Source organism: Cryobacterium sp. Y50 (assembly GCF_002929805.1).
Classification (GTDB): domain Bacteria; phylum Actinomycetota; class Actinomycetes; order Actinomycetales; family Microbacteriaceae; genus Cryobacterium.
In genome coordinates, this window is record NZ_PJJM01000090.1 from 25469 (window position 1) to 48611 (window position 23143).

At 62.8% G+C, this 23143-nt stretch carries 29 protein-coding genes and 4 tRNA genes; 7 read left to right on the forward strand and 26 right to left on the reverse strand.

Annotated features, from left to right (window positions below; genetic code table 11):
* Window positions 1-17: 17 nt before the first annotated feature.
* The 9 genes from ruvB to thrS form a co-directional block, all read right to left on the reverse strand.
* The gene (gene ruvB / locus CXY73_RS10220) at window positions 18-1097 is read right to left on the reverse strand and encodes a Holliday junction branch migration DNA helicase RuvB (protein WP_104135041.1); all 1080 of its coding nucleotides are present in this window, start codon (window positions 1095-1097) and stop codon (window positions 18-20) included.
* Complete coding sequence (ruvA, locus tag CXY73_RS10225) at window positions 1094-1774, reverse strand: Holliday junction branch migration protein RuvA (RefSeq protein WP_104177642.1); 681 nt, start codon at window positions 1772-1774, stop codon at window positions 1094-1096. The genes ruvB and ruvA overlap by 4 nt, the downstream gene beginning before the upstream one ends.
* Window positions 1771-2397 carry a crossover junction endodeoxyribonuclease RuvC gene (gene ruvC / locus CXY73_RS10230; protein WP_104177643.1) on the reverse strand — a complete coding sequence of 209 codons (627 nt, stop codon included), beginning with the start codon at window positions 2395-2397 and terminating at the stop codon, window positions 1771-1773. Before ruvC ends, ruvA begins: the two co-directional genes overlap by 4 nt.
* Before the next feature lie 4 nt (window positions 2398-2401).
* Window positions 2402-3166: a YebC/PmpR family DNA-binding transcriptional regulator gene (locus tag CXY73_RS10235; RefSeq protein ID WP_104135063.1), complete on the reverse strand. Its 765-nt coding sequence runs from the start codon at window positions 3164-3166 to the stop codon at window positions 2402-2404.
* Between the two features lie 105 nt (window positions 3167-3271).
* The gene (locus CXY73_RS10240; RefSeq protein ID WP_104135038.1) at window positions 3272-3841 is read right to left on the reverse strand and encodes a DUF1697 domain-containing protein; all 570 of its coding nucleotides are present in this window, start codon (window positions 3839-3841) and stop codon (window positions 3272-3274) included.
* A gap of 74 nt (window positions 3842-3915) precedes the next feature.
* Window positions 3916-4542, reverse strand: coding sequence for a pyridoxal 5'-phosphate synthase glutaminase subunit PdxT (gene pdxT / locus CXY73_RS10245; protein ID WP_104135037.1), 627 nt, complete (start codon window positions 4540-4542; stop codon window positions 3916-3918).
* Between the two features lie 26 nt (window positions 4543-4568).
* Window positions 4569-5471: a pyridoxal 5'-phosphate synthase lyase subunit PdxS gene (gene pdxS, locus CXY73_RS10250; protein ID WP_104135036.1), complete on the reverse strand. Its 903-nt coding sequence runs from the start codon at window positions 5469-5471 to the stop codon at window positions 4569-4571.
* A 102-nt stretch (window positions 5472-5573) separates the two neighbouring features.
* The gene (locus tag CXY73_RS10255) at window positions 5574-6191 is read right to left on the reverse strand and encodes an HIT domain-containing protein (RefSeq protein ID WP_104135035.1); all 618 of its coding nucleotides are present in this window, start codon (window positions 6189-6191) and stop codon (window positions 5574-5576) included.
* 1 nt (window position 6192) lies between these two features.
* Window positions 6193-8211 (reverse strand): threonine--tRNA ligase, encoded by a 2019-nt coding sequence (thrS, locus tag CXY73_RS10260; RefSeq protein WP_104177644.1) that lies wholly within the window; start codon window positions 8209-8211, stop codon window positions 6193-6195.
* A 180-nt stretch (window positions 8212-8391) separates the two neighbouring features.
* Between thrS and CXY73_RS10265 the strand changes: the two genes are divergently transcribed.
* Window positions 8392-9453, forward strand: coding sequence for an Ig-like domain-containing protein (locus tag CXY73_RS10265; RefSeq protein WP_104177645.1), 1062 nt, complete (start codon window positions 8392-8394; stop codon window positions 9451-9453).
* A 105-nt stretch (window positions 9454-9558) separates the two neighbouring features.
* Here CXY73_RS10265 and CXY73_RS10270 read toward each other — a convergent pair whose 3' ends face one another.
* From CXY73_RS10270 to CXY73_RS10320, 11 genes are all read right to left on the reverse strand, one after another.
* Window positions 9559-9753: a DUF1918 domain-containing protein gene (locus CXY73_RS10270; protein WP_104177646.1), complete on the reverse strand. Its 195-nt coding sequence runs from the start codon at window positions 9751-9753 to the stop codon at window positions 9559-9561.
* Window positions 9754-10101: 348 nt separating this feature from the next.
* Window positions 10102-10497, reverse strand: coding sequence for a hypothetical protein (locus tag CXY73_RS10275; protein WP_146071722.1), 396 nt, complete (start codon window positions 10495-10497; stop codon window positions 10102-10104).
* A 90-nt stretch (window positions 10498-10587) separates the two neighbouring features.
* On the reverse strand, window positions 10588-11433 hold the full coding sequence (locus CXY73_RS10280; protein ID WP_104177648.1) for a phage major capsid protein: 846 nt from the start codon (window positions 11431-11433) through the stop codon (window positions 10588-10590).
* Between the two features lie 115 nt (window positions 11434-11548).
* A complete protein-coding gene (locus CXY73_RS10285) occupies window positions 11549-12013 on the reverse strand; it encodes a hypothetical protein (protein WP_104177649.1) in 465 nt (154 codons plus the stop codon).
* Window positions 12007-12687 carry a hypothetical protein gene (locus CXY73_RS10290; protein ID WP_104177650.1) on the reverse strand — a complete coding sequence of 227 codons (681 nt, stop codon included), beginning with the start codon at window positions 12685-12687 and terminating at the stop codon, window positions 12007-12009. Before CXY73_RS10290 ends, CXY73_RS10285 begins: the two co-directional genes overlap by 7 nt.
* On the reverse strand, window positions 12684-13433 hold the full coding sequence (locus CXY73_RS10295) for a terminase large subunit domain-containing protein (RefSeq protein ID WP_158254099.1): 750 nt from the start codon (window positions 13431-13433) through the stop codon (window positions 12684-12686). The genes CXY73_RS10290 and CXY73_RS10295 overlap by 4 nt, the downstream gene beginning before the upstream one ends.
* A complete protein-coding gene (locus CXY73_RS10300) occupies window positions 13426-13923 on the reverse strand; it encodes a hypothetical protein (protein ID WP_104177652.1) in 498 nt (165 codons plus the stop codon). The genes CXY73_RS10295 and CXY73_RS10300 overlap by 8 nt, the downstream gene beginning before the upstream one ends.
* Entirely contained in the window at window positions 13920-14420 is a 501-nt protein-coding gene (locus CXY73_RS10305; protein ID WP_104177653.1) for a hypothetical protein, read from the reverse strand. Before CXY73_RS10305 ends, CXY73_RS10300 begins: the two co-directional genes overlap by 4 nt.
* A complete protein-coding gene (locus CXY73_RS10310; protein ID WP_104177654.1) occupies window positions 14417-15487 on the reverse strand; it encodes an ATP-binding protein in 1071 nt (356 codons plus the stop codon). Before CXY73_RS10310 ends, CXY73_RS10305 begins: the two co-directional genes overlap by 4 nt.
* Complete coding sequence (locus CXY73_RS10315; RefSeq protein ID WP_104177655.1) at window positions 15484-15828, reverse strand: hypothetical protein; 345 nt, start codon at window positions 15826-15828, stop codon at window positions 15484-15486. Before CXY73_RS10315 ends, CXY73_RS10310 begins: the two co-directional genes overlap by 4 nt.
* Window positions 15825-16028 carry a helix-turn-helix domain-containing protein gene (locus CXY73_RS10320; protein ID WP_104177656.1) on the reverse strand — a complete coding sequence of 68 codons (204 nt, stop codon included), beginning with the start codon at window positions 16026-16028 and terminating at the stop codon, window positions 15825-15827. The genes CXY73_RS10315 and CXY73_RS10320 overlap by 4 nt, the downstream gene beginning before the upstream one ends.
* Before the next feature lie 165 nt (window positions 16029-16193).
* Here CXY73_RS10320 and CXY73_RS10325 point away from each other — a divergent pair, with 165 nt between their 5' ends.
* Both CXY73_RS10325 and CXY73_RS10330 read left to right on the forward strand, forming a co-directional pair.
* Window positions 16194-16703 (forward strand): hypothetical protein, encoded by a 510-nt coding sequence (locus CXY73_RS10325; RefSeq protein ID WP_104177657.1) that lies wholly within the window; start codon window positions 16194-16196, stop codon window positions 16701-16703.
* Window positions 16704-16753: 50 nt separating this feature from the next.
* The gene (locus CXY73_RS10330) at window positions 16754-18055 is read left to right on the forward strand and encodes a tyrosine-type recombinase/integrase (protein WP_146071723.1); all 1302 of its coding nucleotides are present in this window, start codon (window positions 16754-16756) and stop codon (window positions 18053-18055) included.
* A 39-nt stretch (window positions 18056-18094) separates the two neighbouring features.
* Here the strand turns inward: CXY73_RS10330 and CXY73_RS10335 are convergent.
* The 3 genes from CXY73_RS10335 to CXY73_RS10345 all read right to left on the reverse strand — a co-directional run bounded on the left by CXY73_RS10335 (window position 18095) and on the right by CXY73_RS10345 (window position 18427).
* Window positions 18095-18166, reverse strand: a tRNA-Val gene (locus CXY73_RS10335).
* Window positions 18167-18226: 60 nt separating this feature from the next.
* Window positions 18227-18297: transfer RNA gene (locus tag CXY73_RS10340), tRNA-Cys, on the reverse strand.
* A gap of 58 nt (window positions 18298-18355) precedes the next feature.
* Window positions 18356-18427: transfer RNA gene (locus CXY73_RS10345), tRNA-Gly, on the reverse strand.
* A gap of 280 nt (window positions 18428-18707) precedes the next feature.
* On the opposite strand from CXY73_RS10345, the gene CXY73_RS10350 reads away from it, so the two are divergent.
* The 3 genes from CXY73_RS10350 to CXY73_RS10360 all read left to right on the forward strand — a co-directional run bounded on the left by CXY73_RS10350 (window position 18708) and on the right by CXY73_RS10360 (window position 20265).
* Window positions 18708-18783: transfer RNA gene (locus CXY73_RS10350), tRNA-Val, on the forward strand.
* A 78-nt stretch (window positions 18784-18861) separates the two neighbouring features.
* Window positions 18862-19575: a M50 family metallopeptidase gene (locus CXY73_RS10355; RefSeq protein WP_104177659.1), complete on the forward strand. Its 714-nt coding sequence runs from the start codon at window positions 18862-18864 to the stop codon at window positions 19573-19575.
* Window positions 19576-19611: 36 nt separating this feature from the next.
* The gene (locus CXY73_RS10360; protein WP_104135030.1) at window positions 19612-20265 is read left to right on the forward strand and encodes an SDR family oxidoreductase; all 654 of its coding nucleotides are present in this window, start codon (window positions 19612-19614) and stop codon (window positions 20263-20265) included.
* Window positions 20266-20278: 13 nt separating this feature from the next.
* On the opposite strand, the gene CXY73_RS10365 is transcribed toward CXY73_RS10360, so the two are convergent.
* The 3 genes from CXY73_RS10365 to CXY73_RS10375 all read right to left on the reverse strand — a co-directional run bounded on the left by CXY73_RS10365 (window position 20279) and on the right by CXY73_RS10375 (window position 21860).
* A complete protein-coding gene (locus CXY73_RS10365; RefSeq protein WP_233198257.1) occupies window positions 20279-20665 on the reverse strand; it encodes a hypothetical protein in 387 nt (128 codons plus the stop codon).
* A 269-nt stretch (window positions 20666-20934) separates the two neighbouring features.
* A complete protein-coding gene (locus CXY73_RS10370) occupies window positions 20935-21666 on the reverse strand; it encodes a YqjF family protein (RefSeq protein ID WP_104135029.1) in 732 nt (243 codons plus the stop codon).
* The gene (locus CXY73_RS10375) at window positions 21663-21860 is read right to left on the reverse strand and encodes a hypothetical protein (RefSeq protein ID WP_104135028.1); all 198 of its coding nucleotides are present in this window, start codon (window positions 21858-21860) and stop codon (window positions 21663-21665) included. Before CXY73_RS10375 ends, CXY73_RS10370 begins: the two co-directional genes overlap by 4 nt.
* Here CXY73_RS10375 and CXY73_RS10380 point away from each other — a divergent pair.
* A complete protein-coding gene (locus tag CXY73_RS10380) occupies window positions 21859-23040 on the forward strand; it encodes a MarP family serine protease (protein WP_104177660.1) in 1182 nt (393 codons plus the stop codon). The genes CXY73_RS10375 and CXY73_RS10380 overlap by 2 nt on opposite strands.
* Window positions 23041-23143: the final 103 nt, after the last annotated feature.

A 23143-nucleotide genomic window follows, 5' to 3' on the forward strand; every position in this document is an offset into this window, starting at 1 on the left:
AGGCGGGCCAAACTGAATTATAGGTCAAGAAGGGTTGCACTTCCCTGTGGAGTCGCGCCCTGAGGTGGTGCGAGACCAAAATGTTGCCAGGCCGCACTGGTCGCAACACGGCCGCGCGGAGTACGCGTGAGGAATCCTATCCGTACCAGGAACGGCTCGACGACCGCTTCGACGGTTTCCGACTCCTCGCCGACCGAGACGGCCAGAGTGTTGAGGCCGACCGGACCACCACCGAATCGCGTCAGGATGATCTTCATGACCTCCCGGTCCAGACGATCCAGGCCGATTGCATCGACGTCGTAGAGTTCGAGCGCCGCGTGCACCGCGGCGATGTTGGCGCCGCCCCCGTGCACGAGCGCGTAGTCGCGCACCCGTCGCAGCAGGCGGTTCGCGATGCGTGGTGTGCCCCGGCATCGGCCGGCGATCTCGGCCAGCGCGTCGCGCTCGATCGGCAGGTCGATCAGCTGGGCGGCGCGATAGAGCACCTGTTCCAACTCGCTCTCGGCGTAAAACTCCAGGTGCGCGGTGAAGCCGAATCGGTCACGCAGCGGATTCGGCAGCAGGCCGGAGCGCGTCGTTGCCCCCACCAGGGTGAACGGGGCGAGCTCGAGCGGAACCGAGGTGGCCCCGGCGCCCTTGCCCACCATGATGTCGATGCGAAAATCTTCCATCGCGAGATAGAGCATCTCTTCAGCCGATCTTGCCATGCGATGAATTTCGTCGATGAACAGCACCTCACCCGGAACCAGGGAGGAGAGCACCGCAGCGAGGTCGCCGGCGTGTTGAATCGCCGGTCCACTCGACATGCGCAGCGGCCGGTTGCCCTCGTAGGCGACGATCATGGCGAGGGTGGTTTTGCCGAGGCCGGGCGGGCCGGCCAGGAGGATGTGGTCGGGCGTGCGGTTTTGCATCGTCGCGGCGGTCAGCAGCAGTTGCAACTGCCCGCGCACCTTTTTTTGGCCGACGAATTCGGCCAGGCTCGCCGGGCGCAGCGCGCCCTCGAAGGCGAGCTCAGACTCGCTTTCAAGGGAGGGGTTACTGAGTTCAGCGGCGGCGTGTTCAACACCGGAGTGTTCAACACCGGAATCGGTACTCATGGGTGATCCTTGCCGGACGCGGCTGCCGCCGAGCCGGTGGCGTGGTGCGCTGCCGGGCCGAGTCGGCCGAGGGCAAGCCGGAGCACAGCGGCGACGGTTGGGGGCGCTGAATCGGTACCGGCAGCATCCGTCAGCTCAGTAAGGGTCTCATCGACAGCCACAGCGGCGACCCGCTCCGACCAGCCGAGACCGATCAGCGCCGCCTGCACGCTTGCTGCGGCCGAGGTGGCGCCGGCCGGGCGGGTCGGGGTACTCGCCGCCGTGACGGCGATCTTGCCGGCGAGGGAGAGCACGATGAGCTTCGCGGTTTTCGGCCCGATACCGCTGACCTTGCGGAACGCGCCGTCGTCGTCGCCATTGACGGCCTGGCCGATCTGATTGGGGGTAAGCACGGCGAGCACCCCTAGAGCAGATTTAGGGCCAACGCCCGTGACGCCGACGAGCAGTTCGAACACGGCCAGTTCGTCAGCCGTGGGAAAACCGTAAAGGGTGAGGGAATCTTCGCGCACGATGAGCGTGGTCACAAGGCGGGCCTCGTCACCGATGCGCACGTTGAGGGCGGTGGCCGGCGTCACCTGCACGCCCAGCCCGACTCCCCCCACCTCGATTACCACCGTTGATGAGCTGGCGGTTGAGCCCACGGCAGACAGGACAAGGCCACGTACGGAAGAGATCACCGCTTAAGACTACGGGGCACCGCCGACACCGCTGGCACCGACCCACGTTCGGCGGCGCGCCAGGCCTTTTGCGCCGGGGTCAGCGCGGCAGGCGGGCCCGTGGCCGCTTTCACCGAGACGACGGTCGGCAGCGTGCCACCGGAGGCGCCGGTGCGCCAGGCATGGCAGATCGCGAGGGCGAGGGCATCCGCTGCATCGGCAGGTTTGGGAATTTCGGTGAGGCCTAGTATGCGAGCGACCATGGTGCCGACCTGCTTCTTGTCGGCGGCCCCGTACCCGGTGATGGCAGCCTTCACCTCGCTCGGGGTATGGAGGGTCACCGGCAGACCGCGCTGAGCTGCCAGCAACAGGGCGACGCCGCTGATCTGGGCCGTTCCCATGACCGTGCGCACGTTGTGCTGGGCAAAAACCCGTTCGATGGCGATGAATTGCGGCCGGTGCCGGTCGAGCATCTCTTCGAGGCGTTGGGACAGCAGCAGCAGCCGCCGTTCCAAGGGCAGTTCGGGCGCGCTGCGCAGCACGGTCACGTCCACCAGGCGGGCCGTGCGGTTGCCCTCGACATCGACGACGCCGACGCCGCAGCGGGTGAGGCCCGGGTCGATGCCGAGAACCCGGACCGCCATCGAACTACTCGGACTCGGCGGAGAGTGCGGCCTGTACCTCGACTGACAGGTCGTAGTTGGAGTAGACGTTCTGCACGTCGTCGAGGTCTTCCATGGCGTCGATCAGGTGGAACACCTTGCGGGCAGTTTCGGCGTCGACCTCGATTTTAAGCGACGGGATGAAGGCAATATCGGCGGACTCATAGTCGATGCCGGCGGCCTGCAGCGCGGTGCGGGTGGCGACGAGGTCACTCACGTCAGAGTGGATCTCGAAGGTCTCGCCCTCGTCGATGACCTCTTCGGCGCCGGCGTCGAGCACGGCAAGCATGATGTCGTCCTCGGTGATCGTGGGCAGGTGCTTGACCACAACGACACCCTTGCGGTGAAAGTTGTACGCGACGCTGCCCGGGTCGGCCATGGCTCCCCCGTTGCGGGCCATCGCGGTGCGTACCTCGGCCGCAGCACGGTTCTTATTATCGGTGAGGCACTCGATCATGATCGCGACACCGTGCGTGGCGTAGCCCTCGTACATGATGGTCGTGTAGTCGACCTGTTCGCCAGACAGCCCGGCACCACGCTTGACGGCCCGGTCGATGTTGTCGTTGGGCACCGAGGTCTTCTTGGCCTTCTGAATGGCATCAACCAGGGTTGGGTTACCCGAGAGATCAGCGCCGCCCAGCCGTGCCGCAACCTCGATATTCTTGATGAGTTTGGCGAACGCCTTGGCCCGTCTGGAGTCGGTGACCGCCTTCTGGTGCTTGGTGGTGGCCCATTTGGAATGCCCGGACATACATCTCCCGTTGTTGTGCTCGAACAAACTGTGCTCGAATAAGTTGTGCTCGATCGAGCTCTGGTGATCGCTGCGAAGTTGGTGCACGCTTGGTGCCGCCTCAGTCTATCCCGGTGTGACTTCCAGCAGCTTGTGCAGGGTGTGCAGGTTGCGGATGGTCGTGGTGTCACGGTACTTGAGCTTGGCACTCTTCTTGCTGAAGGCGCTCTTGATACCGACTGCCTTGCGAACCTCCCAGTACAGCACGCCGTGGCCGAGTTCGATGCGTTCGTCGGTCGTGTCGAGTTCCTTGGCGTGTCCAGCGAGCTCGCTCAGGTGGCTAGGGTCGGAGGAGAACATGACATAGGGATGCCAGCCATCGCGGTCGGCGTTAAAGGGGTACGAGCGCACGATGCGGTCGAGCGATTCGGCGTCGACGAGCACGATCCACGCTTCGTACTCGAAGCGAGCTGTCAGGGCTGCTTCGATGCGCGCCTTGAGGGCTGCAGTTTCCATTTTGTTAGCCAGCGGAGCATCGGCGAGTGGACTGTCGATGCTGAACAGCACATTTCCGCTGGCCAGCACCGTCTTGATATCGGTGTAACCAAGTTCGTGAAAGGTATCAGCGAGATCGGCCATGCTGACGGTGATGCCATTGACATTTATACCGCGGAGGAGTGCTACATAGCGGGTCATCGTTGACCACTGCGTGTCTGAGTCATGTCTGAACCCTAGCCACACTCGCGCGCCCGGCACAATTCCGGCATCGGTCAGCGCGCGGCAGCGATAAGTTTCTGCAGGAAATACTCGTGAAAACGGTATTCGCCGGTGATTTCGGGGTGAAAGGAGGTACCAAGCAGGTTTCCTTGTTGCACAGCGACACAGCGGCCGTCGGCGAGGGCGGCGAGGGCGGTCGCTTTTGGCCCGACGGTCTCCACGACCGGCGCCCGAATGAAGACCGCGTGCACGGGCTGGTCGCCGAGCGCCGGAATATCAAGGTCAGTCTCGAAGGAGGCGGTCTGCGAACCGAAGGCGTTGCGGCGCACAGCGATGTCAAGTCCACCGAGGCCCTGCTGGCCGTCCATGCCATCGAGAATCGTGTCGGCAAGCATAATCAGCCCCGCGCAGGTGCCATAGACCGGCAGCCCGCCGCGGATGGCAGCGCGGAGCGGTTCGGCGAGGCCGAAGGTGCGGGCGAGTTTGTCCATGACGCTCGATTCGCCGCCCGGAATGACCAGACCGTCGATCTGGTCCAGTTCTTCCGGGCGGCGCACGAGGGCGACGTTCACGCCGAGCTCGCGCAATACCTGCGCGTGCTCACGAAAGTCGCCCTGCAGGGCGAGTACCCCAACCCGCAGTCTTGCCGGTACAGCGATTTCTGCCGGTCGGGTACCCATCGAGAGAATCGTCACGAACGGATGCGCTACCAGCCGCGCGTTGCGAGGCGGTGCGGTTCAGCGATGTCGGACACGTTGATGCCGACCATGGCCTCGCCGAGACCGCGCGAGACATCCGCAATGACCTTGGCGTCGTCGTAGAACGTGACAGCCTTGACGATGGCCGCTGCACGCTGCTCCGGGTTGCCCGACTTGAAGATGCCGGAGCCGACGAACACACCGTCAGCGCCGAGCTGCATCATCATGGCGGCGTCGGCCGGGGTGGCCACGCCTCCGGCGGTGAACAGAACGACGGGGAGTTTGCCGGTCGCGGCGATCTCGGCGACGAGCTCGTAGGGTGCCTGCAGTTCCTTGGCGGCAACGTACAGTTCATCGCGGCTCATCGAGCTGAGGCGCTTGATCTCACCGTTGATGGTGCGGATGTGCTTGGTGGCTTCGGAGACGTCGCCGGTTCCGGCCTCGCCCTTGGAGCGAATCATGGCCGCACCTTCGTTGATGCGGCGGAGCGCCTCACCGAGGTTGGTGGCGCCACAAACGAAGGGGATGGTGAAGTTCCACTTGTCGATGTGGTTCACGTAGTCGGCAGGGCTGAGCACCTCGGATTCGTCGATGTAGTCAACGCCGAGCACCTCGAGAATCTGCGCTTCGACGAAGTGGCCGATGCGGGCCTTCGCCATGACCGGAATGTTGACCTCGGCGATGATGCTGTCGATCAGGTCGGGGTCGCTCATGCGGGCCACGCCGCCCTGCGAGCGGATGTCGGCGGGAACGCGTTCAAGAGCCATGACGGCGACAGCGCCGGCATCTTCAGCAATACGAGCCTGGGCAGCGGTGACGACGTCCATGATGACGCCGCCCTTGAGCATTTCGGCGAATCCGCGTTTAACGCGGCTCGAGCCGAACTGCTCGGCAGAGGTTGATTCAGTCATAACTACGATCCTATTCCTTACGCGGTGGTGGTCTGACCGGGACTGGTATCGGTCGAACGGATGACCGGGGCGAGCCAGCACACTGCCCGGTCTTGAGAAAAACTAGAGGGCAGCTGTCGTGGCGTCTGAGGGAGTCAACGCGCCCGGCCAGGCGTCGGAAATCTCGCGGCGCACGTCGCCGAGTAGGCGCGGGATGGCCTTGGTGCCGGCGATGATCGGAAAGAAATTCGAGTCGAGGGCCCAGCGCGGCACGATGTGCTGGTGCAAGTGCTCGGCGATGCCGGCTCCGGCAATGCGCCCCTGGTTCATGCCGATATTAAAGCCGTCACAATTCGACACCTGAGTGAGCACCCGCATGGCAATCTGGGTGAGCTGGCCGATTTCGGCGATCTCCTCCGGCGTGGCCTGGTCGTAGGTGGCGACATGCCGATACGGACAGACCAATAGGTGGCCGCTGTTGTACGGAAAAAGGTTGAGCAGCACGTAGGCATGGGTGCCGCGCGCAACGATCAGCGCCTTCTCATCGTCCAGGGTCGGAGCGATGCAGAACGGGCAGTCGTCGGGGTGCGGCTGCTGCCCGTCCTGGATGTAGACCATCCGATGCGGCGTCCAGAGCCGCTGAAAGGCATCCGGAACACCGGCGAACTCGGCAGCGGTCTCCCCCGCGCCGGCGTCCACCGCGTCGGAACCGCGCAATCGATCTGCGGGAATGGCCGGCATGCTAGGCCTCCACTTCGGACACAGCCACGAGTGGAATCGTGGTCACCTGCGCGCGGTTCTCGATCGACTCCACGATGATGCGCACGGCCTCGGTGACCGGAACCCCGTTTTGCTGCGTGCCATCGCGGAAGCGAAAGCTTACCGCGCCGTTGGCCTGGTCGTCTTCGCCCACAATGAGCTGGTACGGCACCTTGGCCTTGGTGTGGGTGCGGATCTTCTTCTGCATACGGTCGCCCCCGTGATCCACCTCGGCGCGCACTCCGGAATTCTTCAGAGTCGCGATCACGTCATCGAGGAAGGGGCCATACTGCTCGGAAACGGGAATACCGACAACCTGTACCGGGGCCAGCCAGACCGGGAACGCTCCGGCGTAATGCTCAGTGAGCACGGCAAAGAAACGCTCGATCGAGCCGAACAGGGCACGGTGAATCATGACTGGGCGCTGGCGGCTGCCGTCATTCGCGGTGTATTCGAGGTCGAACCGTTCCGGCAAGTTGAAGTCGAGCTGAATGGTCGACATCTGCCAGGTGCGCCCGATGGCGTCCTTGGCCTGCACCGAGATCTTGGGGCCGTAGAAGGCCGCTCCACCCGGGTCGGCGACCAGATCGAGACCGGATGCCTCCGCGACCTCGCGGAGAGTCTCGGTGGCTTCAGCCCAGGCTTCGTCGCTGCCCACGAACTTTTTCGGGTCTTTGGTGGAGAGCTCGAGATAGTAGTCCTCGAGGCCGTAGTCGGCGAGCAGCTGCAGCACGAAGTTGAGGGTGGTCGTCAGCTCCTCTTTCATGCCTTCCTTGGTCGTGTAGATGTGGGCGTCGTCCTGGGTCATGCCGCGCACGCGGGTGAGGCCGTTGAGCACGCCGGACTTCTCGTAGCGGTAGACCGATCCGAATTCGAACAAGCGCATCGGCAGATCACGGTAGCTACGGCCACTGGACTTGAAGATGAGGTTGTGGAACGGGCAGTTCATCGGCTTGAGATAATAGTCAACGCCCTGGCGGGTGACGTGACCGGTGTCGTCGCGTTCCTCGTCGAGGTGCATCGGGGGAAACATACCTTCGCGGTACCAGTCGAGGTGGCCGGAGGTTTCGAACAGGGTCGACTTGGTGATGTGCGGTGAGTAGACAAAGTCGTAGCCGGCTTCGGCGTGGCGTTTGCGGGAGTAGTTCTCCATCTCCTGCCGAATGATGCCGCCCTTGGGATGGAACACGGCCAGGCCGGAGCCGATCTCTTCCGGGAAGCTGAACAGGTCGAGTTCGGCGCCGAGCCTGCGGTGATCGCGCTTAGCCGCCTCTTCCTGACGTACCTGGTAGGCGCGCAGTTCGTCCTTGGTGGGCCAGGCGGTGCCGTAGATGCGCTGCAACTGCGGGTTCTTCTCGGAGCCGCGCCAGTAGGCGGCGGCCAGGCGGGTGAGCGAGTAGCCGTTGCCGATCATTCGGGTGTTGGGCAGGTGTGGGCCGCGACAGAGGTCCTTCCAGACCGTCTCGCCCGTCTTCGGGTCGACGTTGTCGTAGATGGTCAGTTCGGCTCCGCCGACCTCGACCGACTCTTCGTCGGCAGTTGCGCTGTTGTTGCCACCCGCGTCGCCGCCCTCGCCGGGGCCGCCTTTGATTCCGATGAGCTCGAGCTTGTACGGTTCGGCGGCCAGTTCGGCGCGGGCCTCGTCGTGGGTGACGACGCGGCGCACGAACCGCTGGCCCTGGCGGATAATACGGTCCATCGCCTTCTCGAGCGACTTGATGTCCTCGGGAGTGAACGGGTCGACCACATCGAAGTCGTAGTAGAAGCCGTCGGTGACGAATGGGCCGATGCCGAGGCGGGCGGCCGGGTTGACGGTCTGCACGGCCTGGGCCAGCACGTGGGTGGCCGAGTGACGCAGAATATTCAGTCCGTCGGGAGTGTCTATGCTGACCGGCTCGACAATATCCGTCGGCAACACGGTGGCCGCCAAATCTTTCAACTCACCGTTGACGCGCATCGCGACAACGGATCGGTCGGTGAAAAGCGCAAAGCCGTCAGCCACGTGTATTACTCCCTGTTGTTTGCCTACTCGTCAACTTTAGCGGCGTGCGCAGGGCTGATCGTCGGCTGAGCGACGGGGAGCCCACGATAGTGCTCGCACGCACTACAAACCGAGCCGATATGAGAGTACTTTGTCCGTGATTTGGGGGCCCGAGCACCACCGACTGCAAAGAAGCGAGACATGACACCATTACCGCACCCGTCCCCATCCCCCCGCCCTGGCGCGAAGCGCTCCTGGCGCCTGCCCGCGCTGGTTATTGCGTCCGTGCTCGGCGCCCTGATCGTCGCACCCGCCGCCTCGGCAGCAACGGATGCCCCGACCCTTTCGACGGGGCGGGGCACGGTCAGCATTAACGCCGGCACCTATGACTTCTACTTCGCCGGCCAGGCGGCTTCCGTTTACGGCGAGATCTCGGCCGTCGCCCCCGCCACCGCCGTTCCGACGGGGGGTGTGCGCGTCGTGTCGCTTGAGCCCGGCAACCGCACCGAGACACCCGTGCTCCTGCCGAGCGACACGGCCGGTATTTTCTACTCCGATGCCTACCCCAGCAAAGCCGGTACGCGCCAGTTCCGAGTGGACTATCTCGGGGATAGAAACTTTGCCCCGGCATCGAAAACCTTCAGCTACTTCGTTCCGACCGGACCGGACACCAAAACGACCCTGACCGCGACGCCGTCCGGCATTATCACGGCCGGCCAGCACACCACCTTCACCGCGGACGTCACGGACAGTCAGGGCCGCGCCCTGAACGGTGATCGTTCCGGCGAGGAGATCACCTTCTTCGACAATGGCCGACCGCTGGTTGGCGATCAGGTATTCGGAAAGTGGCACTCCACGCTGACGACGACAAGGCTGTCCGTGGGGGTGCACCGCATCACGGCTGAGAGTTTCGCGGTCTTCTACAACTCCTCGACGTCACCAATTGTCGTCATTACCGTCGTGGCGAAGCCGGCCAGAGTCAGTGGAACGCTGACCATAGCGCCCCGAGGCGATGTGCACGTGGGCGTGCCCGTCTCGGCGACGGCGAACTTCACCTCCGCGACCAAAACGGTGACCGGTTTCGTACAGTTTTATAACCTGGTGACGAAGGTCGGCCAGCCGGTGGCGCTCGTTCAGGGTTCAGCCACACTCACGTACGCATCATTGAAGGTCGGCAGGCACGCGCTCGCCGCCCGCTATCTGGGTACGACAAAGCATGCTCCGGCGGTGACCCTGCCGCGATTGGTACGGGTTATTCGGTAACGGGTGCGGGGTGAGAGTTCAGTGCGGCTGAACTCTCCCCCTCCCGGTGATCTGGGCGCGGCATCCGCTTTCGCGGGTTGGTCGACGCGCAAATCAGGCGCTGACCTAGACCGATTCCGACGAATGTTCGATCACGAAGTCGGCGCCGGGGTACACGATGCTCTCATGCCGGTCGTCGAACAACACGAGGTACGGCGGCCCGCCGTCGATCCCACGAACCTCGAGTATCTCGCCGCGACGGTCCGGCCGCTCCACCGTTTTGCCGCGAATGACAATCCGATCTCCCTCTGTGGCGCGCATTGCACTCACCTCCTGCGCGTAAAACTACGCGGGCAGCGGATGCTGCACAAGGGCGCATCAGCTGGCTTATCGCCCAGATCTTGCACGGCCGGTTCTGGGTACAAAAAAACCCCGGCTGACCGGGGTTCCTGTGTTTTGTTGCGATGCTCTGTGGGCGATACTGGGATCGAACCAGTGACCTCTTCCGTGTCAGGGATAGGATCACGATGTTAGGCAGTCCCGTTCACGCCTGAACCGTGTTGTTTACTGGCATCGGTTCAGGCCTGAATGCTGTCTAGTACCCGGTTAGATTGTCCTGAACCGCGCAGTGTGCACACACGAATGCACACACGAGTCGCGCGATTACGTCTAGTACTCGGTGCACTGATCAAGTGCAGCGGGTGAGTCCGGGGAGTACATTACAAATGACGTCCCATCGTCTTCCGCCACTCGCACGAACGTGGTGCCCTCAAGGTTCGTTGCGGCCTCACAAATCGTGATAGCTGACAGGGCTTCGGCGCTGCCGTTGTCGCCGCGAGGATCAACTATTGATGTCTCAATCTCGAGCTCCCCAGGGGCGACTTCTTCGGCGGATGTTACAAGGGCCGCCGTGTCAGCATCCAAGCCCGCCGTAACATCGGCCGTCACATCGACGCCGCTCTCTGCTACCGGCGCCGTCTCCTGAGGCTCTGAGTCGGCTGGGCTGGAAGAACAACCAGACAAAAGAAGGGCGGCGACAATGGCTAAGGGAGCTAGTATTTTCATTCCTTTACCGTAAGGGGCACGCTACAGGCGTGGGCGTTCCCACGCCGAAGCCCCCTAAACCAGCATCGGCAAGGTGGCTTCGACATATGGTTATGCAGTCAGGCTGATCTTTTGGATCGCCGCCGCCTGCGGGAAAGCGAACGTCACACGCAGAGTCGCCCGAATCGCCGTTCGGTCACTGGTGAAATAGGCGCTCTTATCCGTCTGAAGGTCGACATCGTTACGGCGAACGATGATCGAGCGCACCTTCGGGATACCCCAAACAGTGCCGACAGCCACACCGGGCGACGTAAGCAACGGCACACCCTGCAACAGTCGCCGGGTCGCGTTTGTCGGATCGGAGCCAAGCAGAGGCTTGTTCGAGCCGGTGGACTCTTTCAATGTCGCCAACAGCAGAGCGTCGGCAGGGTTCGCGATGAACGTATCGACGGCGAGGCCGAGGCCTTCCACGTTCGAGATTGCCTCAGCGAACGGGTCAAGATTGGCCCATGCCGTCGAACCGGTTACATCGGTAACACCCGCCAAATCGCCAAGACCGGCAGGCTGAACGACGCTTGCACCCTTCGAGCCGAAGAAAGCAACGTCAATCTTTCGCGCGATGTCGCGGGCAAGACCATCACCAACAATCGCGGCTGCCTGCGGCGATGTATCCGCTGCCAGCTCGTTAGTGATGATGGTCAAACCGGCAATCTTGGCAGGCTCTGCCACAATGTCGTCAATGGTCGGATCGGATGCCCCGATTTCGTCACCTTCCGCAACCCATGCGGCGGACGGGTCGCCCGTCACGAGCGGAATGTGTGTTCGTGTCGCATCGGTCGGAATGAGCGTCGAAGCCTGCACGGCGACGGATGCCGCCTCAACGGGCAGCACAAGCAGCTGAGAAATGGCATCGGGTGAAATGCCCTTGACGTTATCGGTTGAAGTGAAAACGGTCATCAAAAAAGCCTCCTTAAAGGCAGTCAGAAATGGTATTGGATGACTGCCCCGCATGGAGGCTGATCGAAAGGGGCGCACGGCCTTACTTGACATAATACCGCACGCCCCCTGATATTCACCCGCCGATTACGTCGCCCCATGTCGCGGCATGCTGAAAATCAGTCTGGGAACCAGTGAACGACTCCGCACTCGACGCTATCGCTGCCCCTGATTGCGTGAACAGGTGCGGGCGTTCACTCCTGAGGCTGCTCAGCGCCGCCGACGTTTTCGCCGCGTCAAGTGTGCCGTCGTCTCCGAGAATCTGATCGAGCTGTAAATGCGCGTCCAGGTCTGTAAGCGCGGTAGGTGCCACGCCTGCCTCAGTAGCAAGATCGTTTAATGCGCTGCGTTGAAAGCCGGTCACAACGCCGCTGAGCTTGTCGCGTTCCCCTTCCACGTCACGCAACCGCGCGCGCACGTTCGCCTCAGCTTTGCGCTTGTCTCGGAGCATTTGCGCCAACCGTTCGGCGGGAAGTTGCGCGAGCTGATCGTCGGCAACCTCTCCCGTCTGCATTCCGGTGCTGGCGTCGGTGTCTACCATGTTGTTCCCCTTCCAAGGATTTCCGTATTCTCGACCACATCCGGTCGAGAAATTGTGTTCGGCTGGAACAAGGCAAACGACAGCGCGCTCACAAGGTCGCCGTGCCCCTCCCCTGCCCGACGAGCAATGTCGTACGAATCGCGGCCTGACTGGCTGACCGTCTGCCTAAACGCGGTCAGTTCCCGTTCCAACTGCTCACCCAACAGGAGGCGTTCCGCAATTTTCAGGTTGCCCTGCTGCAACGGCACTTGAATTGCCGCCAGCAGATCGGACTTTGGCACATGCCAACCGTTACGGTCATGGCCTGCCGTCACCGTCACCGCGACAGGTCGCCAACACCCGAAATTGTCTTGCTGCCACTCGTCGCGGAACATATCTCGAACCGCCCGCCCGACACCGGTTCCATCAATAAAAAGCATCGCGTCGCTCATTGGCGGGGTTCGCATCATGGCGGCAACATCTTTGACAATCACCGGGTACGGTGTGCCAAGCTCCCAGCGCCGCAAATGCCGCACCCTCAGCTCGTCTTTCAGCGCGTCGCCATACGTTGCGGGCTGACGGTAGAACGCGCCCAAGCTAATCAGCGGCGGCAACACGAGCACCCGTTCGACCACGGCGAGCGCCGAGAAATCCTGTCCCTGTCCCAGGTCAAGGCCAACAGTGTAAGAGGTCATGCGAACTCCAATGGTTTGATAGCGGGTGTGAATGCGGCGCGCACCATCTCAGTGCCGAAAAGTTGGCTGTCGGTGTCGCCGAACTCGCACTCGTAATCTGACGCGAACACGTACGAGCCGAGCGCCGCTTTCACCTCCGCGATACGGTGCGGGCCGTACTGCCCCGACTCATACACGGTCACTTTGTGCCGCTGCCAACCGTTCGCCACGTCATCGTGCAGTTCGTAAAACCAGCCGCGCCGCCCCCACGGTGTCGAGAGCGCCCAGATTGCGCCGTCGCTGGCTACCATCGGCAGTACTGAGGCGAAAATGGAATCTTCTACCCGCGAAGCCTCATCCAGCACAATCAGCTGAGCGCCCGAAAAGCCGCGCGACGTGCCCTCAGTACCCGGCAAAGACACAATCCGCGAGCCGTTCTCAAGCACCAGCTCAGAGCCGGAATCCTTCGCCAGCTTCGCCCGCCCAAGCGTCCGATACAGCGCCTTCACCCTCAGCAGCATCTCGTCAGACTGGCGCTGAGACGGCGAAATAATCAGCACCAGAGAACCCGAACGATACAAAGCCACATGCACAGCCTTGAAGCTCGTCGTCTGCGTCTTACCCACCTGCCGAGCACACCGCACCAACACCCGCGAAGCCGTCGAACGCAACAGCCGTTGCTGCCACGTCTCCGCGTCGAAAGCCAACCGACCAGCAAACGCTACCGGGTCGAGAGCCGCCGCCAAATCAGAGCCGAGATCAAGCACCCGGCACCCCCTCCGCGAGCGCGCCAGCGACGGCCTGCGCGGCGTCAGGGTACGGTGCGAGAGCTTGCATCAGCGCTCCGCGTACTTGCACCCACTCCGGCGACGCCGTGACGTTCAGCACCTGTACGGTCGGCCTCTCGTCAAGCTCCCCTGTCAGCTTCGCCAGCAGTTCCACAATGCCGCGCAGCTCACGGATCGCCGCCAGGGACAGCGACGCTTTACCGTCGGCTTCCGCAGCTTCGAGCACGCCCATAGCTTTGCCGTGTAACGCCTCCACTCGGTCAAGGGCTTTGACCGCTCCCGCCGTCTCCCGTCTCGACACAGCCGCCCGTAGCGCAGGTGACAGGTGCGATTGCCGGTGCCGCCTCACACTGTCTTTCGAGAATCCCCACTTGTCTACCGCACCGGTGTTCGTCAGCCCTGACACCAGCTGCCGGTCAATCTCTGCCCGGTCGTGGTGCTGGCATACCTTGCATCGTGCTTCACTCATTGGTTGCCCCTTTCGAGCTGTGCGCGCAGGGCGCGCGCTCTGACACGAGCACGGGCGCACTCGTCGCGTAATGCGGACACGTAGACGCGGATCGGCTGCACTGCTTCAGGCACCTGCTGCCCTATGGACTCAAGGGCTGCGCCGTACCCACTGAGTAAGCGGCTACGCCTGTTGTCCGGGTTGCGCGGGTCGCGCGGAATGGCGCGGGCCTGAATGCTTCCGCGTGTGGGAAGAGACCCGCTGGAATCCTTTACGTTTACTGGGCTCTTTTCCGCGTGTGTGCGCTCTGTGTGCATCTCTGCGCGCTCCCCAGCAGAACCCGCGCGGACAGGAGGGCTCGCCGCTGCGTGTGCCCATTGCTTCCAGATGGTTACGATAGTGTCCCGGGGTAGCAGTTGCCGACTGTTGAGTTCGTGCATGAGGTCGTTGAGCGCGAGTTTCTGCCGGGTGGTTGTGAGCTGGTTGCTGAAGTCTGTAATTGCGTCGTTGATGATCATGATGTCTCCCTTTCTGAGTTGTTTTGTGGGCTGCTTCCGCTTCCCTCCTTAGAGGAGTGGGAAGCGGGAAGCGCTATGCCTACTTCCTTGCTTCCTTGCGCTTCTGGGAAGCGGGAAGCGCGCCAGTGTTTGAGTGCCACGACTGCGCGTCGTGATGACCAGTGCATGCGTGCTTCTACGTCGCGGGTGCTGATCGGCTCTGGATCGAGGCCGTCGAGTTGGAGGGCGTCGGCGGCGATTTTCGGGTCAACGGTTTGGTCGTCGTTACCTTTCGGTGCCCAGAATCGCCAGTCGATGGCTCCGTCGCGTTGTATGAGTTGGAACACGGCGGCGAGTGGTTCGCGGTCGCCTACAGGTGATACGGCTTTGAGGCCCCCGTGGCGATCTTTGGCGATTGCGAGGGATGCTTTCCCGCCGTGCCCTGGTGAGAACGGTTGTTTGACTGTGAAGCGGAGCATGGCACCATCGACGGCGCGTTTCTTTGCTGCGGTGCCGCTGCTGCCGTAACTGCGGGAATCTGTGCCTTTCGCTTCGTGGTCGATTGCGATTAGTGCCGTACCCGACGAGACGAGCGCGGTCATGACCGCCCGGTTTACGCGGGTGTAGTCGTCGGCGTCGTTTGAGTTCGCTCCAAACATGGGGAGCAGTTCGCCGATGGAGTCGAGGATGGTGAAGGTTGGTTGCCAACGTTTTGCTTCCGCGACGATGGCGCGCATGGTTTCGGCGTCTTCGGGTGCCGCGTACCGGAAACGGGCTGGGTTGCTAAGAGTGTCTCCGCTCACGCCAAAGCTCCGGAACCGTGCGAGGGTCGCATGTGCGCCGTTGTGGTCAATGTCGATCACGAGCACGCTGCCGCCATCGAAGAGAGTGTCGGCGGCGATAGTCGAGGCGGCGAGGGTCTTTCCACTTTCGGGCGGGCCGAAGAACACGTTCAGCGCGTCGGCGTACACCAGCCCGGAGCCGTCGCTGCGTCTGCCTACCGTGGGTTGTGGCGGTTCGGGCGTGCCTCCCGCGAACATGGCGGCAACGTCGGCATATAGGGAGGGCGTGTAGCTGACGGGAGTCATGAGGCATCCCCGAAGCGGCGTCGGTTGTCGGCGTCGATTTGGTCGGCGTGTTCATGGTTGCCGCGTATGCGTTCAAGCTCTGCATATGACGGGCCGGGTTTGATCGCCGAGCGCGGGTTGAATGCGGCTGCGTAGTACCGGTCGGCGTCGGCGTTCGCCTGGTAGAGGGCGGGTCGCAACGACTCGATGCCGTTGGTGTGGCCGAGGTTGTAGAGGTCGGCGAGGCACAGCGGCAGCTGGTACAGCTCGACGTGCCCGATGATGAGGTCGTCAACGAGCCGGGTCAGGTAAGAGTCGGCGCGGCGGCTGAGTCGAATACGTGGGGGGTAGTCGTTGCTCATGCGTCGTCCCCCTCAAGCAGAGCGAAAAGACGAGCGGTTGGGATGAGAACGCGCCCGCCGATGCGGAGCGAGGGTAGATCACCGGTGTGAACGGCGATGTAGGCGGTGTTCCTGCCGATGCCGAGCACTTGGGCGGCTTCGGCGACGGTGAGGGTGGGTCGAGCGCGTAGCTCGTCGAGTGTGGGCGGGTTCGCGAACATCGGGGGGGGGGCCTTCCTGAGGCTTGAGTCGTAAGGACTCGCTCAACGGCCCCGCCGGATGTTGCGATGTGCCAAGCCTGCCCGATGCGTCCTTGCTTGTCAACTCATAGCGTGTAAGAATATGAGCTAGTTACACACAATGAGATGGGACAGGATATGCCTAAAGTGAGCGAACACCGGCTTCGCGCGGTCGAGGATCAGATCGCCCAGCGCATTGAGCGCGAGCGCACCGAACGCGAATGGAGCTACGAGAAGCTCGCGGAGCAAATGCGTGAGCGAGCCGGGTACACGATCCATCCGAGCGCCATTCACCGCGTGGAGCGAGGTAGTCCGCGCCGTCGCATCGTCGTCGATGAGTTCGTGGCTTACGTTCGCGTGTTTCAGGGTTCCGTACTCGAATGGCTAATGGACGGCGACGAGCGCGAACGAATGCAGTTCGACCGCTACCTGCGTGACGGCTCCCAACTGCACGAGCTTGTCGAGGTCAAGCGGCGCGAGCTTGCCGACGCCGAGCTGCAACTTCACGACGCAATCAACGAGGCGACGAAGAGGCTCGCCGCGATGTCGGATGATGCGCGCGCCGACGCTGTCGATGAAGCGAGCGAACTCGACGAGGACTTCGGCGAACACTGGACAGCATTCCGAAATGCAGTCGTCGAGCACGACCAGAAGTAACCCCAGCTTCGCCGACTCAGGTGGTCGGCGATGAACAGGAAGAGAGAACCATGAGTGCCGCAATTTATCGACGCTGCGGATGCCGCAACGAGTCAGGGAAGGCGTACCCCGTACTGCCAGACAAACCGACCGCCGGTCAGATTACGCGCGCCTGCCCTCGCCTCACGGCTGATAAGGATCATGGGAGTTGGGGTTACTACATCTCCGCCGGTCGTGACCCAAAGACCGGCAAGCGTCGGCAGGCCAGGAAGATCGGATTCCCCAATGTGACTGTCGCGAGGCAAGCACGCAACAAGGAAGCCGTGAAGGTCGATCAGGGGGCTTACTTGCCGCCGAGCAAAGACACGCTGGCCGATTATTTGGATAAGTGGCTCCCCCGCTATGCTCTCACCGCAAATCGCGGTAAAGGGCTCCGGCAGACCACGCATGAGCAGTACGCGCGGTACATCGAGAACGACATCAAGGGAAGCCCGTTGGCGGCGATGAAGCTCAGTGACATCCGTCGGCACCATGTTGTGAGATTCTTCGACGAGTTGCGCGCCAGTGGCCGGGGAGTGCCAACACAGCATCAGGTGCTCAAGAAAATTCGCGCTGCCTTCACGTCTGCCGTCGACGATCAGCTGATCGACAGTAACCCCGCCGCACGAATCCCAATGGAGGCGGAACGCCCTAAAACGTTCGAGGCATGGACTGCGGGGCAGGTCGGCGGGTTTCTGGATGTTGCCGTGAAGCACCGCCTGGGTGCACTCTTCGAACTCGCGTTTCTGAGTGGACTCAGGCGCGGCGAGCTAGTCGGCCTGAAATGGTCAGAGGTTAACCTATCCAGCCGCACGCTGCGTATCTCGTCGATTCGTGTGCAAACCGCCGACGGCGTTATCGAGGGCGCACCTAAGACAGATGCCGGTGTGCGGGTGGTGTCTTTAGACGACACAGCTACCGGTGCCCTGATCGCGTGGAAGCTACGTCAGGAAGGCGAGCGTGACGACTGGGGCGACGCCTACGCCGACTCCGGGTTCGTGTTCACCTATGAGGACGGCCAACCGCTGAAGCCGGATTATGCGACACGGCTCTTCGAGAAACTGCGCGTGAAGGCCAAACTGCCGAAGATCACCCTCCACGGCACGAGGCACGAACACGCCTCAATGTGGGTCGATGCCGGTGGGGACATCACGCTTCTATCGAAACGGCTAGGACATGCGAGCATCCGGATCACATCCGATATTTACACGCACCGGATCGGTGACGCCGACCGTGCAACAGCCGAGCAAGTAGCAAGTTTGATCCCCCGAAGAATGACGGATGCACACAAGGTGCACACAAACGCGGCTATTTCCAGTGAGACCGCTGCTTAGTTAAACAGAAAAACCCCGGCTGACCGGGGCTTCTCGTTGTGGGCGATACCGGGATCGAACCGATGACCTCTTCCGTGTCAGGGAAGCGCGCTACCGCTGCGCCAATCGCCCAAGATTCTGGGAAGTACGGTGTCTATGCAATGCAGTTCTCGGCGAGTGCACCAGGAATTGAGGTGGATACGGGATTCGAACCCGTGTTAACGGCTTTGCAGGCCGCTGCCTCGCCTCTCGGCCAATCCACCAGTTGGGTTCATACCAAACGAATTGGAACCGGTCCGTAGGCCGATTCCATTTCATTCGAGCGGATGACGAGATTCGAACTCGCGACCCTCACCTTGGCAAGGTGATGCGCTACCACTGCGCCACATCCGCAACTGTCCGCATTTCTGCGTACTCAGTGACTCTAGCTGAATAGCAAGACGGAAACCAAACCGAGGCTTGTACGGCGTGTTGCGCGGGCTGTTGCGGGTGGTGTGCGGGGTGTTGCGGGTGGTGTGCGGACAGGGCCGGGCGACGCGACTCTGCCGTCGAGCTGGAGTAGGCGATGACCCGCGCCACACCGGTGTGCGGTGTGGATGTGCGGCGACCCGCCAGTCTGGGCTAGTATCAGAAGTCGCACCAGCAACTTCGATTTTGCGGTGTGAGTACAACTGGGCGATTGGCGCAGCTGGTAGCGCGCTTCCTTCACACGGAAGAGGTCGTGGGTTCAAGTCCCGCATCGCCCACCACGACTACACGAAAAGCCCCGAGAAATCGGGGCTTTTTTGTGCCTTCACTCCGCATTAGTGCAACCTAGTCTGAGACGCATGGACCTGCTCTTGGACATCTGGCAGCGCATGACGACTTCGCACGCCGCTCTAGCCCCCCTCACCGCGTGGCTGACCGTGGCGGCGGCCGCGGCGACCGTGCTGTTTCCGCCGGTTTGGCGCATCGCCCGTCACGCCATCACCATCGTGCACGAGGGCGGCCACGGAGTCGTCGCGGTGCTCTGTGGGCGGCGGCTGGGCGGCATCCGCATGCATTCGGATACCTCGGGGCTCACCGTGAGCCGCGGCCGCCCGAGCGGGCCGGGCATGATCTTCACCCTGTTGGCCGGGTACCCAGCCCCCGCGCTGCTCGGCTGCGGTGCAGCCTGGCTACTCAGCCGGGGGTTCGACGTAGGACTGCTCTGGGCGCTGCTCGCGGCGCTGGCCCTTCTCCTCGTGCAGATACGCAACTGGTTTGGGCTCTGGTCGGTCGCTGTCACGGGCGCCGTCGTCTTCGGCGTCTCCTGGTTCGGCACGCCGCAGATGCAGGGTGTGTTCGCCTTGCTGGTCACCGCACTTCTCCTGCTCGGTGCGCTGCGCACGTCCCTTGAGCTACAGCAGTCCCGATCCCGCACGGCCGGGTTATCGTCGGACGCCGACCAGCTGGCTCGGCTCACCCACATTCCGGGGCTTTTCTGGGTAGCCGTCTTTCTCGGCATCCAACTGGGCTGCGTTGCGCTCGCCGCGATACTGCTGCGTTTTCTTCAAGCCTGAGCGCTTCCCGCAGCCAATCGTGACAGGCTGAATGATATGACAAAAATTGCGATCATTGGCGGACACGGAAAAGTTGCCCTCCACCTAGCCCACCTGCTCACCACTGCCGGCCATGAGGTCAGCTCCCTTATCCGCAACCCCGAGCATGCCTCCGACGTCTCAGCGACCGGCGCAACCCCGCTGCAAGCGGATGTCGAGAATCTGTCCACGGATCAGCTCACGACGCTCCTGGCCGGCCACGACGCCATCGTCTGGTCAGCCGGGGCCGGCGGGGGCAGTACTGCGCGCACCTACGCGGTCGACCGCGATGCGGCCATCCGCTCAATGGTTGCCGCCGCGCAGGCCGGTATCTACCGTTACGTGATGGTCTCGTATAAGGGATCGCGCGCCGTCCATGGCGCCTCTCCCGACGACGGCATGTTCGCCTACTACGAGGCTAAGGCGGCTGCCGACGGCTACCTGCGGGCAACCTCACTGAACTGGACCATCCTCGGACCGAGCGCGCTGACCCTCGATGCCGCGAGCGGTTCCATCAGTGTGGGATCAGGCAGCACGGACAGCGACACCTCTCGCGAGAACGTCGCGCTCGTCGCCGCAGCCGTGCTCGCGAGCGACAACAGCATCGGCAAATTCATCGAGTTCACTGACGGCGACGTTCCCATTGGTGAGGCCATCGCCGCCCTCCACTAACGGCTCTGGAAGATTAGAACCCGAAGTCTCCACCGAAATCACCGCCGCCAAAATCTCCTCCAGCGTCTCCACCGGAGTCGCCGCCCGAATCGGCGTTGGTTTCGCTGTTCGCGTCGGCACCGGCATCCGTGCCGCCGCCGTCCATCGACATGAAAGCGCTCACCAGCGCTGATCCGATGAAGAATCCGGCGACCGGACCGAGCAGTGATCCGCCGACCATGCTGCCAAAGCCCATGCCATTCTGGTTTCCGAAGGTTCGGGTGAGTGTGCCCGGCTCGCGGAGCTCGGCCCGGGTCGCCGCCTGGGCCAGGTGGGCCGGTACGGCATCCGCTGGACGCTCACTCGGTTCAAGGTTCTCGGTGAGTTGGCGAAAAAGAATATCGCGCTGTTCCTCAGTCAATTTGGAGAACGCCTCGGTGTGCACCTTCTCGATGGTCTCGGGCGGTGCAGTGCGTAGCAGGTACTGGTACCGCTCGACGGCAATCTCGTCCTCGCTGCCTGCCGAACCATTGTTTACCGGACCATTGTTAAACCGAGGCGACCGGTCGCCGGTCGGTGCCTAGTCCTTTCGGCCCAGCAGAAAGTCAAGAAATCCCATGCTGTAATACTCCCTCGATGACGCGGTTGTTGTCGGTATTTTTTTAGAACTTTCTAAGTGCTGGCACCATGTCAACGACCCCGGCCGAACCACGTCGTCACTCCGGGAGAGTACAGAACCGAGTCGGGAGCGCGTTCGGTCAGACCGGTGAAACCGGCGGCGGCCAGCAGCGTGTCGTCGAGACTCACGAGCTCGGCACGGTACAGCGGCCACGGCTCGTGATGGTTGCGCAAATGCACGGTGCGACCGCGGACGCGCGTGAACAGCGCCCAGCGCGCGGTCAAGAAGTCGGCCAACGAGTCATCCACCACGGCGACTGAACTCGGCCGAGCAACCACCTCGGTGTGCGCCATTCTGTCGCGGTGGCGCGTCGCGGTGTACCGGTACTGTCCCGAATCAACCGATAGCCGCGTACGCGACCAGATGTAGGGCAGTGAGAACAGCGCACGCGCAGCGAGCACGGCGGCGAGGCGGCTGGCCTCCAGCGATACGAACACAACGCCGCGACGCCCCTGGGCGTCGACGGCATAGAGGCGCACGTTTACTTCAACGAAAGTGCCGAAGTACGGAATCGGCATGCTTCCAAGAACTGTCGCGCGATCGAGGACGAACGGGATGAGGCCCACCCAGCTCGATCCGTCATGCTCATCGGGAACCAGGCCGCTGGGCAAAAGCGGCGCGATCAGCGCAGCATCCACTCGCCAATGCAGAAACACCAGGTGCGACCAGCGCTGGCTGGCCACGGCCCGCCCGGCCAGGGGTGGTGCGATCGTTGAGATGGGCAAGGACTCTGCTGGAGTCACCGCTGTACTTTCGGGCCAACGTCGGTCATCGCTTCACGATACTTCAGTTTGGCGTGCCCCGCGCCTGTTGATCGGCCGGGAAAGAACGCGGGGCGGGGGCTGCGCTCAGCAATCGCGAAGGAGGCCTGTGTAACCATGAATAAGGCGAAATCGTGACCAAACAACACGTGCAGCATCAACTCAGGGAGAAGCATGTCAGGCTCAACCGTGCTCGACTTCTTGCTCATTCTGTTGTTGGTCGTCGCCCTCGTCAACGGCTACCGCAGTGGTCTGTTACGCAGCCTGACCGGCATCATCGGCGCGGTCGCCGGTGGATTCGCCGCCTTCTTCGTCGTGCCGCTGGTCGGCGGCTGGATTCCCGCTCCGGAATGGCGCACCCCCGGCACGATTGCCGTGGCCGTTCTGCTCGTGCTTATTGGGCACTCGATCGGTGCTTCCGCCGGCAGCATGGTCGGCCGCAAATCGAAGCGTTCCCCACTCGGCACCATCAACCGCGTGCTTGGTGCAGCATTCGCGGCGGTCGCATCGGCTCTCGTGGCGTCGATGGTCGCGTTCAGCATCGGTGCCCTGGGAATCCCATTCCTCTCTCCCGCCATCGCTGAATCTACCGTGGTGTCCCGCATCGACTCGGCGACTCCTGACCGGGTCAAGGCCTTGATGGCGCAACTTCGCTCCGTTGCAGTGTCACAGGGTCTGCCACGCATCGTCGATGCTTTCACCGGCCCGACACCGGATGCTGCTCAGGCCGACACGAGCAGTCCGGCCCTGGCTGTTGCCGCGCAGTCCGTCGTGCGCATCACCGGAACGGCCTACGCCTGTGGCCAAAGCCAGTCGGGCAGCGGATTCGTGGTGTCCGACGGCCGCGTCATCACCAATGCCCACGTCGTGGCCGGGGTGAACCAGCCCGTGGTTGAGACACCGTCTGGGGAAGCCCTTGCCGGGGAGATCGTCTACTTCGACCCGGTCGATGACCTCGCCGTCATTTCCGTGCCTGGCCTCGGCGCAGCCCCGCTCGCCGTCGGCAACGATCTCGCCGCGGGCAGCGGCGCGGTCGCTGATGGGTACCCCTTCGGCGGACCGTACGTCTCCGACCTGGCCCAGGTCATCTCGCTTGGAACCATCAGCGTCGCCGACATTTACGGCCAGGACCCGACACCGCGCCAGGTGTACACCGTGGCGTCCGACGTGCAGCAGGGCGAGTCGGGTGGTCCGCTGCTGAGCGAGTCCGGCCTCGTCGTGGGCGTCATCTTCGCCAAGGCGTCGAACACCGACAACGTCGGCTATGCGCTTGCGCTCGATGAGGTTCAGCCGGTCATCAACGAGGCACCGGGCCTCGACGCCCCGGTCTCCTCCGGCACCTGCGTTCGCGGCTGAACCAGCGGCATCCGTTCACCGGCAGCACCCTGGTCGGGCATGCAAAGGGCGAGACTGAAGCGGATGATTCCGCTCCAGTACCGCCCGATTGCCTGACCAGTCG